Genomic DNA, 14,081 nt, shown 5'->3' with positions numbered 1-14,081 from the left:
AGGGCCGGTGCAGCACGAGCTCGCCCAGGGCGCGCAGGATCAGGAACACGAACGCGCCGCAGATCGCGTACGCGAACACCAGGGAAGGGCCGGCGGCGGCCAGCCGCCCGCCCGCGCCCAGGAACAGGCCGGTGCCGATCGCGCCGCCGATCGCGATCATCTGGATCTGCCGGGCCTTGAGGCCCTTGTGGTAGCCGGCATCCTCGGCATGGATCACATGGTCGCTCGAAAGCGCATGACCATGATCCTCGAGATGGTCGAAGTCGGGCTGTGGGGAGGGCATGGAGCTCATTTCTTGGGGGTCAGTCTTTCGACCCGACAGTGTGCCACAGCACGTATGGCTTGTGCCACACGGCCTCCGAGCGCACAAGGGTTGGCCGCATGCTGGAATCCGGGCCGCCGTCATGCCGCAGCCACGTGACGCGACGACCGCCGTCCGTGGGCCCGGCTGCGGTATTTTGGGAGGCGTGCTGCTCTCCGACCGCGATATTCGTACCGAGATCGACTCCCAGCGGATCTCGCTGGAGCCGTTCGAGCCGGAAATGGTCCAGCCGTCCAGCGTCGACGTGCGGATCGACCGCTTCTTCCGGCTGTTCGACAACCACAAGTACGCCCACATCGACCCCGCGCTCGAGCAGCCCGAGCTCACGCGGCTCGTCGAGGTCGCGAACGACGAGCCCTTCATCCTTCATCCCGGCGAGTTCGTGCTCGGCTCCACGTTCGAGACCGTCTCGCTGCCCGAGGACATCGCGGCCCGGCTCGAGGGGAAGTCGTCACTCGGGCGGCTGGGCCTCCTGACCCACTCGACGGCAGGCTTCATCGATCCCGGCTTCTCGGGCCACGTGACGCTAGAGCTCTCGAACGTCGCGACCCTCCCCATCAAGCTGTGGCCGGGCATGAAGATCGGCCAGCTGTGCTTCTTCCGGCTCTCCTCCGCAGCCGAGCACCCGTACGGGTCCGGCACATACGGCAACCGGTACCAGGGCCAGCGCGGCCCGACCGCCTCGCGCAGCTTCCTCAACTTCCACCGCACCAGCGTCTGACGATGGCCGCGCGGGCTACAGGGTCCGCGCGTAGAACCACTCGATATGCTCGCGCACCAGCCGCGACGCCCGCTCGCCGTCGCGCGCCTCGACGGCCTCGAGGATTCCACGATGCTGCTCGCGGAGGGTCCCGACGATGTCGGCCCACGCGCCCCGATGGGCCACGGCGTCGTCCACGTAGGTGCGAATCGCCTCCCGCAGCGAGTCCATCATCGTGCTGACCACGGCGTTCCCCGCGAGCGCGCTCAGGGCCACGTGGAACTGGGCGTCGAGGGCCGTGAAGGCGGGGGAGGGGAGCCCGCCGTCGTCCATCGCGTCGAGCAGCCGCCGCGCCTCGTCTAGCTGCCCCGGCTCCCAGGACGCCTCGGCGGCATGCGCGAGCGACCATGTCTCCATCATGACGCGGGCCTCGACGATGTCGCGGACCGGGAGCCGCTGGCTCGCCACGTGGAGCCGCAGCGCCGAACCGAGCGCGGCGGACGGATCTGAGACCACGATCGTGCCGGCGTTCGGCCCCGAGCCCGTGGAGGACTTCACTACCCCCATGACCTCGAGCGCGCGAATCGCGTCCCGCACGGACGCCCTCGAGATGCCGAACTGGTCCGCGAGCGCCCGCTCGCCGGGCAGCCGGTCGCCGAGCTTCAGGTCCCCGGAGCGCAGGCTCTCCTCGATGTGCCTCAGCACGGCGTCGTGGGCCCGATCGGAGGCGGTGCGCGAGATTGGCTGGGGCATGGGTCCATCTTGCCGCACCGTGCGGTCGGACTGTATGGTCAGACCACAGACCGACGGCAAGCCCCCCGGCCGGAGAGGATTCCCCATGAAGATCGCGCTCTTCGCGACGTGCATCGTCGACGCGATGTATCCGCGCGTCGCGCAGGCCACGGTGCAGATCCTGGAGCGGCTCGGGCACGAGGTCGTGTTCCCCGCCGGCCAGGCCTGCTGCGGCCAGATGCACCTGAACTCCGGCTACTTCCGCGAGGCGCTGCCCGTCGTGGAGAACCACGTGAAGACTTTCGAGGCGGGATTCGACGGCGGGGAGTACGACGTCGCGGTCGCGCCGTCCGGCTCGTGCGTCGCCTCCGTGAAGCATCAGCACGCGATGGTCGCGCGGTGGGCGGTCGAGAAGGGGGAACGACGAGCCGACGCGACGCTCGAGGCGCGCGCGGCCGCCGTCGGCGATCGCACGTTCGAGCTTGCCCAGCTGCTCACCGACGTCCTCGGGGTCACCGACGCCGCGGCGCAGCTCGGCTCGTACCTCCCCGGCACCATCGCGTACCACCCGTCATGCCACGGCATGCGCCTCCTGCGCCTCGGAGACCGGCAGCTGAACCTGCTTCGAAGCGTCGAGGGGCTCGACGTCGTCGACCTCCCCGAGGCGGACCAATGCTGCGGCTTCGGCGGCACGTTCGCCGTCAAGAACGCGGACGTCTCCTCGGCGATGCTGGCCGACAAGGTCGCCAACATCTGCGGGACGGGTGCCGCGGCGTGTGCGGGCGGCGACGCCTCGTGCCTCATGCACATCGGCGGAGGGCTCTCCCGCGAGCAGCGGACGACGGCGGGAGACGCCCCCGTGCGCACGCTCCACCTCGCGGAGGTGCTCGCCTCGACCCGCGAGCATCCCCTGACGTTCGACGGCGGGCTTGCGCTCGCCGGCTCGCCCGCCGGGGGTGCGCGATGAGTTCGGTGAGCCTCGGGATTCCGGCCGTACCTCCCCGCGGCTTCGGCAACATCTCCGCCGTCGAGCCTTTCCCCCAGGCCGCGCACCGCGAGCTCGGCAACGCCCAGCTCCGCGAGAACCTCGGCCACGCGACGCATACGATCCGCGACAAGCGCCTGCGCGTCGTCTCGGAGCTCCCTGACTGGCAGGCGCTCCGCGACGCGGGCTCGGCGATCAAGACCGAGGCGATGTCGCGCCTGCCCGAGCTGTTGACGCAGTTCGAGGAGCAGTTCACCGCCCGCGGCGGCACGGTGCACTGGGCGCGCGACGCCGCGGAGGCGAACCGGATCGTCGAGGGTCTCATCCGTGAGACCGGCTCGGACGAGGTCGTCAAGGTCAAGTCCATGGCCACGCAGGAGATCGGACTCAACGAGTACCTCGAGGAGCGCGGCATCGCGGCGTTCGAGACGGACCTCGCCGAGCTCATCGTCCAGCTCGGGCACGACAAGCCGAGCCACATCCTGGTCCCCGCGATCCACAAGAACCGGACCGAGATCCGGGACATCTTCCTGCGCGAAATGCCGGACGTCGACCCGGCACTCACGGACGAGCCGCGCCGCCTCGCGATGGCCGCCCGCGCGCACCTGCGCCGGAAGTTCCTGTCCGCGAAGGTCGCAATCTCCGGCGCGAACTTCGGCATCGCGGAGATGGGGACGCTCGGCGTCGTCGAGTCGGAGGGCAACGGGCGCATGTGTCTCACGCTCCCGGAGACGCTCATCACGGTCATGGGCATCGAGAAGGTGCTCCCGCGGGCGCAGGACCTCGAGGTCTTCATGCAGCTGCTCCCGCGCTCCTCGACGGGCGAGCGCATGAACCCGTACACCTCGCTCTGGACCGGCGTGACTCCCGGGGACGGGCCGCAGAACGTCCACGTGGTCCTGCTCGACAACGGGCGGACGCGCGCGCTCGCCGACCGTCACGGCCGCAGCGCGCTGCACTGCATCCGCTGCTCCGCGTGCATGAACGTGTGCCCCGTGTACGAGCGCACGGGCGGCCATGCCTACGGCTCGACGTACCCCGGCCCGATCGGCGCGATCCTCTCGCCGCTCCTGACCGGCGTCGAGGCGGAGGAGAACTCGTCGCTCCCGTACGCGTCCTCGCTGTGCGGCGCGTGCTTCGACGCGTGTCCCGTCAAGATCAACATCCCCGAGATCCTCGTGCACCTGCGCGGCGAGGACGTGGAAGCGAAACACGGCCGGGATGCGGGTCCTGGCGGCGCGGACCGCGCCGGCGCGAAGTCCAGCGGACGACGGCGGGGCCTCCCCACCCAGATGGATGTCGCCCTGGGCGCGGCGTCCTGGGCGCTGTCCTCGGGGGACCGGCTCGGGCTGCTCGAGAAGGGCCTCCCGGTGGCGCGTGCGCTCGCCGGGCGCGACGGGAAGATCTCCCGGCTCCCCGGCCTCGGAGCCGGCTGGACCCAGAGCCGCGACATCCCCGCCCCGCCGAGCGAATCGTTCCGGAGCTGGTGGAAGAAGCGCCAGAAGGACGCCCCACCCGCGGACGGTGACGGATCAACGCGTGGCCCCGCGACCGGCGGCGCGACGAGTGACGGCGCGACGGAAGGGGAGGCTCAATGAGCGCGCGCGAAGAGATTCTGGGACGCGTCCGGGAGGCGCTCGGCGCCGAACCGGCGGCCGTCCAGCCGTCAGCTCTCGCGGAGTACCGCACGGAGTCGGGCCTCGACGAGGACGCCCTCGTGGAACTCCTCGTCGACCGCCTCGAGGACTACAAGGCCCGCGTCGAGGTGGTTCCGCGGGGGAACGTGGCCGCCGCGGTCCGAGCGCGGCTCGAGGGCAAGGAGTTCGCGGTCCCGGAGGGCTTCCCCGCCGAGTGGCTTGACCCGAGCCTCGACGAGCGCGCGGTGCGGGACTCGCGTGAGGCACCTCTCGCCGTCGTCCGTCTGGACGGCCTGGACGCGGTGGTGACGTCCTCTGCCGTGAGCATCGCGGAGACCGGAACGATCGTGCTGGACGGCTCGCCGGACCAGGGGCGGCGGGCGATCTCACTCGTGCCGGACCATCACGTGTGCGTCGTGCCGGTCGAGACGATCGTCGGGATCGTCCCGGAGGGCTTCGCGCGGCTCGACACGACGCGCCCGCTCACGCTCATCTCGGGCCCCTCGGCGACGAGCGACATCGAGCTCGAGCGCGTCGAGGGCGTCCACGGCCCGCGCACGCTCGACGTCATCATCGCCCGCTAGTCGGCGCTAGTCGGCGCTAGCGGGCGCTAGCCGGGCCAGCCGGGCTATCCGCGAAGCGCGCTCGCCTCGGCGAGCTCCGCGAGGCGGCTCACGCGGGCGGACTCGGCAGGCGTGAACGGTTCGCCCGGCCGAACGAGCACGAGCGGCTCGGGCGAGGCCGGGACCTTGAGGATGGATCCGCGAGCCACGGCCTCGGGGTCGAGCGGCCGGTCCGCGGAGACCCGCTCGGCGCCCAGGAGCTCGGCCGCCGCGTACGGGAGCTCGGCAGGGTTCGCGGCGACGCGCGCGGCGAGGCTCAGCGCGTGCGTCGGGCCGTCGACGAGCGCGAGCGGCGTGGTGGGCCACACGCGCGGGCCCGCACCGCCGCCGTGGGCCAGCGCATCGTGGAGATCGTCCTCGGTGAGCCCGCCCGGAGCCGAGAGCACGAGCGCGTCGACCACGCCGCCCGTCACGGGCTGCGATTGGATGGAGAGGACGTTCACGCCGAGCTTCGCGAGCGCGCGAGTGATCCGCTCGAGCGCCCCCGGCATGTCGGGAAGCGTGACGCGCGCCCGCCACAGGGCCGGCGCGACCTCGAGCGCGCGGCGACGCCTGAGGGCGGGCGCGTGCAGCCACGAGCGCAGGAGCCGCCGGACACTTGGCTCCGCAACCCAGATGACGAGCGCCGTGGTCGTCGCCGCGAGGAGCAGCACCTTGAGCGGGAGCGGCCACTCCGTACCGACGACGGCGGCGTGCACCGCGAGCTCGATGGGCAGCATCGCGGCCACATTCGCGAGCGTGAGGCGGACCTTGGGCGGCTCGGGGTAGCGTCCGCAGACCTCGCACGCGAGATCGGCGTGGGCCGGGTGCGAGTCGCGGGCAGGGGTGATCTGGGCCGTGCGCGGGGCGTCCATTACTCCATGCTCGCCGGGCGAGGTTTCAAGGATGTTGCCAGGGCGTTTAAGCTCGCGACCCTGGGCCCAGAACGGTCAGCCGACCGTGGCCGGGGTCTCCCGCTTGGGCTTGCGGGGGCGCCGGAGCGCCTTGACGGCGGGCTCGATGAACCGAGCCGCGAGGGGGCCGATGACGGCCATCAGCAAGACGTACGCCTCCGCGAGGGCCGCGAGCTCTCCGGTGATCGCGCCGGACGTCACGGCGAGTCCCGCGATGACCACCGAGAACTCGCCGCGGGCTATGAGTGAGGCCCCCGCGCGCGCCCGCCCGGGGATAGCGACACCCGCACGCCATGCGGCCCACCAGCCCGTGGCCATCTTCGTGATCGCCGTCACGAGGGCGAGGAGGACGGCCCAGCCGAGGACCGGAGGGATGGACAGGGGATCAGTGTTGAGTCCAACCGCTACGAAGAAGATCGCCGCGAACAAGTCGCGCAGGGGCTCGAGCAGGCGTGAGGCGACGTCCGCCGTCGTGCCTGAAATGGCGATGCCGAGCAGGAACGCGCCCACGGCCGTGGAGACCTGCATCGCGGAGGCAAGCCCGGCCACGAGCAGCGCGAGGCCCATGACGTTCAGCAGGAACACCTCGGAGTTCTCGCTGTGGACGACCTTCGAGACGCGGTGCCCGTGACGCAGCGCCACGACGAGCACGATCGTGATGACGGCGAGCGAGATCGCCACCGTCTGGAGCCCACCCAGCCAGCCCACGCCCGCGAGAACGGCAGTGAGGATCGGCAGGTAGATGGCCATCGCGAGGTCCTCGAACACGAGGATCGAGAGGATGGTCGGCGTCTCGCGGTTGCCGAGCCGGCCGAGGTCCGTGATGACCTTCGCGACGATTCCGGATGAGGAGATGTACGTGACGCCGCCCATCACGAGCGCCCCGACGCCGCCCCAGCCCAGCAGGAGCGCGACCCCCGCGCCGGGGAGGAAGTTGAGCACGGCGTCCACGACCCCGGCCTGCCACGAGCGGCGCAGGCCGGTGAAGAGCTCCTTCGCCGTGTACTCGAGTCCCAGGAGGAGCAGGAGGAGGATCACGCCGATTTCCCCGGCGAGATGCGCGAATTCCCGGACCCCGTGGAGGTCAACGACCCCGCCGGCACCGAAGAGAAGGCCGCCGAGCAGGTACAGCGGAATGGGGGACATGCTGATCCGACCCGCAAGCCGCGCGAGGAAACCGAGGGCGAAGATCACGGCCCCGAGTTCGATGAGCGTGAGCGCAATCGGATCCATGGGCTACCCGTTGCGCAGGATCATCGCCGTCGCGTCGAGCCCCTCCTGCGTGCCGACGGCGACCAGGAGGTCCGCGGCATGGAGGATCGCGTCCGGGCCCGGGGACGGGAGCACCTCGCCCTCGCGCATGATCGCGACGATCGAGACCGACGTGCGCGTTCGGATCGCAGCCTTGCCCATGGGCTGGTCCCGGTACGGCGAGTCGGGGAGGATGCTGAACTGCCGGGTCACGATGCCCGGGACCTCCTTGTGCTCCTCGGTGAGCTGCATCACGATGCGCTGGCTCCCGAGGAGATTGCCGAGGGCCGAGGCCTCGTCGCCCGTGAGCGGGATCGAGGCCTGGCAGGTGTCTGGATCGTCCCAGGCCGAGATGATGAGCTCTGTTTCCCCGTCGCGGTGCGCCACGACCCCGATGCGCCGCCCTGACTTCGTCATGAAGTCCTTGCGCACCCCGAAACCGGGGAGCTCCGTCTCCTCCACGTTCATGCCACAACTCTAGTCCGATGCCTGACGGACTATCCGGACTCAGGAAACGATCAGGATATCGGATATCTCCTATACGATTTGCTGGTTTAAGCTGACTGGAGCACATGAGAAGTGAGCGAGAAGGAGGTCGCGGTGGACTCGAAGCCCCGCGTGGTCATCACGGACGTCGACCACGGAGCCGTGGCGGAGGAGGAGGCGGTCGCGGCAGCGGAGGGCCTTGAACTGGTCCGCGCCGCATGCCGGACCGAGGCCGAGGTCATCGCCGCGGCGCAGGGCGCGGCGGCGCTCATCGTCCAGTACGCGCCGATCACCCGCGCCGTCGTTGAGGCGCTTCCGACCCTCAAGGCCGTGGGCCGATATGGCGTCGGCGTCGACAACGTGGACGTCGAGGCGGCCACGCAGCACGGCGTCGCCGTGTGCAACGTGCCGGACTATGGGACCGAGGACGTGAGCGACCACGCGATCGCGCTCGCCCTGAGCCTCGCGCGCGGCACCGTGGGCCTCGACCGGGCCCTGCGCGCGGGGAACTACTCGCTCGAGCCCGTCCAGCCGCTCCACCGGGTCGCCGGACGCACGTTCGGCGTCGTGGGCTTGGGGCTCATCGGGGCCGCGACGGCGCGCAAGGCCCGCGGCGTGGGCTACCGAACCATCGGCTTCGACCCGCTGCACGCACCGGGGACGACGACGGCGGACGGCACCGAGGCGGTCAGCTTCGCCGAGCTCATCGAGCGCTCGGACGTCGTCTCGCTGCACGTTCCGCTCAATGCCCACTCTCGGCACTTGATCGACGCGGGGGTCCTCGCGGCCATGAAGCCCGGCGCCGTGCTCGTCAACACGTGCCGCGGCGGCGTGGTCGACACCGAGGCGCTCGTCGAGGCGCTCCGCTCGGGGGCGATCCGGGGCGCCGGGCTGGATGTCTTCGAGCAGGAGCCGCTCCCGCAGGACAGCCCGCTCCTCGCGCTCCCGAACACCGTGCTCACGCCGCACGCCGCGTGGTACAGCGAGGAGTCGCAGCAGGAGCTCAAGGCCCGGACGGCCCAGAACGTCGCAGACGTGGTCGCCGGGCGGCGGCCGCGGAACATCGTGAACCAGGAGGTCTTCGCATGAGCCCCACAGACCGGCCAGACGGTCAGATGCAGACGGCCGCGGACGCTCCAGCGGCAGGCGAGGGTCCCGCCGTCGTCAGCGCCCCCGCGGCGAGCGAGGCGCCCGACGCGCGAATCCGCGTGCGCCGCCAGCTCCCCCGCGTCTCCGAGGTGCGCGAGCTCCTCCAGTTCCGCGCGCCCGTGCTCGATCCGGTGCAGCGGCGACTCGAGAGGGCCCTCACGATCGAGGACCTCCGCCGCATTTCCCGCCGCACCACGCCGCGGGCCGTCTTCGACTACGTGGACGGCGGGGCCGAGGCCGAGGTCACGGCCCAGCGCAACCTCGACGCGTTCCGGGGCGCGGTGTTCGTCCCGGAGGGCCTGAACTCGGTGGCGGACCCGGACCTTTCGACCGAGCTCCTCGGCGAGCGCATCGCGTTCCCGCTCGTGTTCGCGCCGACCGGCTACACGCGCATGATGCATCACGAGGGCGAGGCCGCGGTGGCACGGGTCGCACAGCGGAATGGGCTCCCGTACGCGCTCTCGACCGTGGGCACGTCGACCATCGAGGAGGTCCGCGACGCGGCGCCGCGCGGGCAGAACTGGTTCCAGCTGTACCTCACGAACGATCGGGCCCTCAACACCGAAATGGTCGGGCGCGCGCTCGCGGCAGGGTGTACCACGGTCGTCCTCACGATCGACACCGCGGTGGGCGGCGGCCGGCACAAGGACACGCGCAACGGGCTCACCATCCCGCCCTCGCTCACGGTGCAGACGTTCCTCGACATGGCGCGCTTCCCGTACTGGTGGGCCAACAAGCTCACGACGGCGCCCATCAACTTCGCGTCTCTCCGGGACTACCCGGGAACCTCCAAGGACGTCGCGGCGATGCTGTTCGACCCGGGCCTCGACTGGGACGACCTCGCCTGGCTCCGGGCGGAGTGGCCGCACCGCCTCCTCGTGAAGGGGGTGCTCAACCCCGCGGACGCGCAACGCGCAGTCGGGCTCGGCGCGGACGGCGTCATCGTGTCGAACCACGGCGGCCGCCAGTTGGACCGCACGCCCGCCACGCTGGACGTCCTTCCGGCGGTTCGCGAGGCGGTGGGCCCGGACGCCACCGTGCTCCTCGACAGCGGGGTGCGCAACGGCCAGGACATCATCGCGGCGATAGCGCGGGGCGCGGATGCCGTCATGATCGGCCGCGCGTACCTCTACGGCCTCATGGCCGGGGGAGAGCGCGGCGTTGAGCGCGCCGTCGAGATCCTGCGCACCGAGTACCGGCGGGCGCTCCAGCTCCTCGGACTCGACGCGACGAGCGCGATCGCGCCCCGTCATGTGAGGACGGGCCGGGTCTACCAGCCGGCGGAGTCCGGCGCGCCGGGCCTGCCCGGCGGAGCCTAGCGGGTCAGCTTCGTGCTGATGCGGTGGGCTTCCTCCATGAGGAGCCTGCCGAGAAGCCCGCGGCGGTCGGCGCGGAATCTGGGCTCGATGCCCGTGAGGGAGACCGCGCCGACCGGGTTTCCGTTCCCGTCGAACACCGCCGCGCCCATGCCGTAGCTGCCTTCGAGGACTAGCCCGGGATTGACCGAGTAACCGCGCAGCCGAGTCTGCTCGAGCTCATGCCGGACGGTGGCCTCGGTGTGGCCCGCCGCGAACTGGCCCGCGTGCTCGCTCCATCGTCCGAGGAACGCCTCCTGCTCGCCGGCTGGCAGGAACGCCATCATGGCCAAGCCTGCCGAGGCGACGCCGAGGGGGAACCGGACTCCTTCCCGGAGCACGAAGGAGCGGATGGGGAAGCTGCCCTCCTCGCGGAGAAGGCACATCGTCTCGCTTCCCTGCCTGATGCTGTAGAACGCACTCTCGCCGGACGCCTCGGCGAGCCTTCGGATGCTCGGGCGCGCGAGCTCCTCGAAGGAGAAGCGCGAGGCCGCGATGGAGCCGAGGAGGTAGAGCTCGGTGCCGAGCACCCACTGGCCGGACTGCGGGTCGGTGTCCAGCAGCCCCTCGGCGGCCAACGACGTGAGGAGGCGATGCGCCGTCGGGCGCGTCAGCCCGGCTTCGTGCGCGAGCGAGGTCGTGGACGCGCCGGAGGGATGGCCGCCGACGAGGCGCAGAAGTCTGGCCACCCTGCCGACCACCTGCGCGCCCGGGACTGCTGAGTTGGCACTCACACGACCTCCTTGCCATGCCCATAATGTGGGCAAAGAATCGAACTGAGTCCACAGTGTGCACTTGGCGCGCAATGCCCTTGCGCCGTATTGTGCCACTCTCCTACGTTCTCCAGAGGAATCTACCCGTCCACAAAGTGGTGAGCGAGAGGAAGCGCTGGCAATGGCAAAGCTGAGGGAGGGCGCCCGCGAGACCGTGGGGGCCGCACTGCGGGACGGCGCGATCCTCGCCGTCGGCGGCTTCGGGCTGAGCGGGATCCCCGCGGACCTCATCGAGGCCGTGCGGGACTCCGGGGCGCAGGGCCTCACGGTCGTCTCGAACAACATGGGCGTGGACGGGAAGGGCCTCGGGATCCTCATCGAGTCCGGCCAGGTCCGCAAGGTCGTGGCGTCCTACGTCGGTGAGAACAGGCTCTTCGCGCAGCAGTACCTCGCGGGGGAGCTCGAGGTCGAGTTCGTCCCGCAGGGCACGCTCGCCGAGCGGCTCCGGGCCGGCGGCGCCGGGATCCCCGCCTTCTACACGCGCACCGGAGTCGGCACCGTCGTGGCCGAGGGCAAGCCGCACGAGGAGTTCGACGGCCAGGTGTACGTCCAGGAGCGCGGCATCGTCGCCGACGTGGCGCTCGTCCACGCCCACACCGCGGACACTGAGGGGAACCTCGTCTACCGGTACACGGCGCGGAACTTCAACCCGGTCGTCGCCACGGCCGGCAAGGTGACGATCGCCGAGGCCGAGCTGATCGTCGGCGCCGGCGAGCTCGACGCCAACCACATCGTCACCCCGGGCGTGTTCGTCCAGCACCTCGTCCAGTCCCGCCCGAGGGTGAAGGACATCGAGCAGCGCACCGTCCGGCTCCGGCCCGCGGCCGTCGCCCACGCCTGATCCCCAACCAAGGCCCTAGGAGGAACCCACGATGCCGTGGACACGAGACGAGATGGCCGCCATCGCGGCCCAGGAACTGAACGACGGCGACTACGTGAACCTCGGGATCGGCATCCCGACGCTCGTCGCCAACAACCTTCCCCCTGGCGTCCGGGTGACCCTGCAGAGCGAGAACGGCCTGCTCGGGATGGGCCCCTTCCCGTACGAGGGCGAGGAGGACGCGGACCTCATCAACGCTGGCAAGCAGACCGTGACGGTCCTGCCCGGCGGGAGCATCTTCGACTCGAGCGATTCGTTCGCGATGATCCGGGGAGGGCACGTGAAGGTCGCGGTCCTCGGCGCGATGCAGGTCTCCGCCGAGGGCGACCTCGCCAACTGGCAGATCCCAGGGAAGATGGTCAAGGGTATGGGCGGGGCCATGGACCTCGTCGCGGGCACGCCGCGCATCGTGGTCCTCACCGAGCACGTCGCGAAGGACGGCTCACCCAAGATCGTCGCCGAGTGCACGCTCCCGCTCACCGGGCGGCGGGTCGTGGACCGCATTGTGACGGACCTTGCGGTCTTCGACGTCGTGACAGGCTCTGCGGGCGTCCAGGGCGTCCAGGGCGTCCAGGGGGGCCAGGGCGTCGCCGCGGCGCCGGCCCCGACAGACGACGACGGCGCCCCTCGCCTCGCGCTGCGCCGGCTCGCGCCCGGGGTGGGCCTCGACGAGGTGAGGGACAAGACCGGGGCACCGTTCGTCGTCGTCCTCGAAGACGAAGAGGCCGCGTCGCCGCCAAGTGCGTGACAGCCGGCCGGTGCGTCAGCTCTCAGGCACGACCGCGGTCGCGACCTTCGACGGCGGCCGCACCGGGACCAGCACGAGCAGGCCCGCGAGGAGCACCACCATGATCCCGAGGATGCCCCACCGCTGCGCCTGGCCCTCGGCGACGAGCGGTGTCGCGATCGCGATGCACGCGCTGAACAGAAGGGGCGAGAGGAAGCTCACCGCGCGGCCCGTCGTCGCGTAGAGGCCGAAGAGCTCGCCGGACTCCCCGTCCGGCGCGAGCCGCGCGAGGTACGCCCGAGCGGAGGCCTGCGCCGGACCGACGAACAGCGTGAGGAACAGCCCGAAGACCCAGAACGTCAGCGAGCCCGTCCACGTGAACCCGAAGACGGAGTACGTTCCGTTGCCGAGCACGAGGATGGCGGATCCCGCCACGAGCAGTCCCACGAGCGAGCCCATGATGACCCGCTTGGGCCCGATCCGGTCGTCGAGGAAGCCGCCCGTGATGGCCCCGACGGCCGCGACGACGTTGCCGAAGATCGCGAAGAAGATGACCTGGCTGAGCGTGAAGCCGAACGTCCCCGCCGCGATGACGCCGCCGAACGTGAACACTGCGGCGAGCCCGTCCCGGAAGACCGCGCTCGCCACCAGGAAGTACAGCGTGTGCGGGCTCGTGCGGTAGATCGCCACGACGCGTCGCCACAGCAGCCCGTACGAGGCGACGACGCCCAGCCGAGCCGCCGGGCGCCGTCGTACTTCGGGCACCGCGAACAGGACCGGCAGGGAGAAGGCGATGATCCACAGCATCGAGAAGACGGCGACGAGACGGATGTTGAGGCTCTCCGCCGTCGAGGCGCCGAACCAGTGGAAAGCGGGCTGCACGAAGAGTGCGAGGACGAGCAGCAGGGCGACGATGCCCCCGAAGTACCCCGCGGACCAGCCGAGACCCGAGATGCGGCCGATCGTCCGGGGGCTGGCGATCTGCTGGAGCATCGCGTTGTAGTTCACGCCCGCGAGCTCGGAGAACACGTGGCCCGCCGCAATGAGGCTCGCGCCGTACCAGAGGAACTCGGTCCGCGGGAAGGCGAAGAAGCACAGGCCCGTGAGCAGGGCGACCACGCCCGTGTGCACCCCGAGCCACAGCTTGCGGCGGCCGCCCTCGTCCGAGCGCTGGCCCGACACGGGTGCCAAGACCGCGATCAGGAACCCGCCGATGCCGAGGGCCGCGCCGAGCACGGAGGAGGCGTGATCGGCGCCGCCGAACGCGGAGGAGGTCAGATACACGGTGAAGACGAACGTCGTCATGACGGCGTTGAACGCGGCGGAACCCCAATCCCACGAGGCCCACGCGAGCACTTGGCCCTTCTTGACGGGTGCGGTGTGGAGCTCGAGCTCCGATGGCTGCTGCGCGGCAGTCGTCATAGCTCGCATGCTAGCCGTTGATAGACTGGCAGCGCTGCTCGCACCGGCATTTTCCAGTGATGGATCTGCGTGGGGATGAACCCAACTCATTTTCGCCCGACCCCAACTTCTTTGACTCGATAGCACCCGAACCAGCGGAGGCGCCT

The 14,081-nt window shown here is 70.7% G+C and carries 14 protein-coding genes and 1 pseudogene; 8 read left to right on the top strand and 7 right to left on the bottom strand.

The window, feature by feature from the left end:
• Nucleotides 1-292: pseudogene (locus E6A26_RS16340) on the bottom strand (amino acid permease); the annotation flags it as partial.
• Nucleotides 293-467: 175 nt separating this feature from the next.
• On the opposite strand from E6A26_RS16340, the gene dcd reads away from it, so the two are divergent.
• Complete coding sequence (gene dcd, locus E6A26_RS16335) at nt 468-1,043, top strand: dCTP deaminase (protein WP_136612265.1); 576 nt, start codon at nt 468-470, stop codon at nt 1,041-1,043.
• 15 nt (nt 1,044-1,058) lie between these two features.
• On the opposite strand, the gene E6A26_RS16330 is transcribed toward dcd, so the two are convergent.
• On the bottom strand, nt 1,059-1,775 hold the full coding sequence (locus tag E6A26_RS16330) for a FadR/GntR family transcriptional regulator (RefSeq protein ID WP_136612264.1): 717 nt from the start codon (nt 1,773-1,775) through the stop codon (nt 1,059-1,061).
• Between the two features lie 85 nt (nt 1,776-1,860).
• Here E6A26_RS16330 and E6A26_RS16325 point away from each other — a divergent pair, with 85 nt between their 5' ends.
• The 3 genes from E6A26_RS16325 to E6A26_RS16315 are packed head-to-tail and all read left to right on the top strand — an operon-like array spanning nt 1,861 to nt 4,960.
• Nucleotides 1,861-2,721, top strand: a complete 861-nt coding sequence (locus E6A26_RS16325) for a (Fe-S)-binding protein (protein ID WP_136612263.1) — start codon at nt 1,861-1,863, stop codon at nt 2,719-2,721.
• Nucleotides 2,718-4,337, top strand: a complete 1,620-nt coding sequence (locus tag E6A26_RS16320; protein WP_136612262.1) for a lactate utilization protein B — start codon at nt 2,718-2,720, stop codon at nt 4,335-4,337. Before E6A26_RS16325 ends, E6A26_RS16320 begins: the two co-directional genes overlap by 4 nt.
• Nucleotides 4,334-4,960, top strand: a complete 627-nt coding sequence (locus E6A26_RS16315) for a LutC/YkgG family protein (RefSeq protein WP_136612261.1) — start codon at nt 4,334-4,336, stop codon at nt 4,958-4,960. Before E6A26_RS16320 ends, E6A26_RS16315 begins: the two co-directional genes overlap by 4 nt.
• 44 nt (nt 4,961-5,004) lie before the next feature.
• Here E6A26_RS16315 and E6A26_RS16310 read toward each other — a convergent pair whose 3' ends face one another.
• From E6A26_RS16310 to E6A26_RS16300, 3 genes are all read right to left on the bottom strand, one after another.
• Nucleotides 5,005-5,853 (bottom strand): ACT domain-containing protein, encoded by an 849-nt coding sequence (locus tag E6A26_RS16310; protein ID WP_136612260.1) that lies wholly within the window; start codon nt 5,851-5,853, stop codon nt 5,005-5,007.
• Nucleotides 5,854-5,928: 75 nt separating this feature from the next.
• On the bottom strand, nt 5,929-7,125 hold the full coding sequence (locus E6A26_RS16305) for a cation:proton antiporter (RefSeq protein WP_136612259.1): 1,197 nt from the start codon (nt 7,123-7,125) through the stop codon (nt 5,929-5,931).
• A gap of 3 nt (nt 7,126-7,128) precedes the next feature.
• Nucleotides 7,129-7,611: a cation:proton antiporter regulatory subunit gene (locus E6A26_RS16300; protein ID WP_136612258.1), complete on the bottom strand. Its 483-nt coding sequence runs from the start codon at nt 7,609-7,611 to the stop codon at nt 7,129-7,131.
• Nucleotides 7,612-7,722: 111 nt separating this feature from the next.
• Between E6A26_RS16300 and E6A26_RS16295 the strand changes: the two genes are divergently transcribed.
• Nucleotides 7,723-8,718, top strand: a complete 996-nt coding sequence (locus E6A26_RS16295) for a C-terminal binding protein (protein ID WP_136612257.1) — start codon at nt 7,723-7,725, stop codon at nt 8,716-8,718.
• Complete coding sequence (locus tag E6A26_RS16290) at nt 8,715-10,097, top strand: alpha-hydroxy acid oxidase (RefSeq protein WP_234865596.1); 1,383 nt, start codon at nt 8,715-8,717, stop codon at nt 10,095-10,097. The genes E6A26_RS16295 and E6A26_RS16290 overlap by 4 nt, the downstream gene beginning before the upstream one ends.
• On the opposite strand, the gene E6A26_RS16285 is transcribed toward E6A26_RS16290, so the two are convergent.
• A complete protein-coding gene (locus E6A26_RS16285) occupies nt 10,094-10,867 on the bottom strand; it encodes an IclR family transcriptional regulator (protein ID WP_234865593.1) in 774 nt (257 codons plus the stop codon). The genes E6A26_RS16290 and E6A26_RS16285 overlap by 4 nt on opposite strands.
• A gap of 160 nt (nt 10,868-11,027) precedes the next feature.
• On the opposite strand from E6A26_RS16285, the gene E6A26_RS16280 reads away from it, so the two are divergent.
• Complete coding sequence (locus tag E6A26_RS16280; protein ID WP_136612255.1) at nt 11,028-11,747, top strand: CoA transferase subunit A; 720 nt, start codon at nt 11,028-11,030, stop codon at nt 11,745-11,747.
• A gap of 31 nt (nt 11,748-11,778) precedes the next feature.
• A complete protein-coding gene (locus E6A26_RS16275; protein WP_136612254.1) occupies nt 11,779-12,534 on the top strand; it encodes a CoA transferase subunit B in 756 nt (251 codons plus the stop codon).
• A gap of 15 nt (nt 12,535-12,549) precedes the next feature.
• On the opposite strand, the gene E6A26_RS16270 is transcribed toward E6A26_RS16275, so the two are convergent.
• Nucleotides 12,550-13,935 carry an MFS transporter gene (locus tag E6A26_RS16270; RefSeq protein ID WP_136612253.1) on the bottom strand — a complete coding sequence of 462 codons (1,386 nt, stop codon included), beginning with the start codon at nt 13,933-13,935 and terminating at the stop codon, nt 12,550-12,552.
• Between the last annotated feature and the right edge of the window lie 146 nt (nt 13,936-14,081).

The sequence above is a fragment of the Sinomonas albida genome (assembly GCF_004919045.1).
Classification (GTDB): domain Bacteria; phylum Actinomycetota; class Actinomycetes; order Actinomycetales; family Micrococcaceae; genus Sinomonas; species Sinomonas albida.
This window is presented reverse-complemented; position numbering and strand designations above follow the sequence as displayed.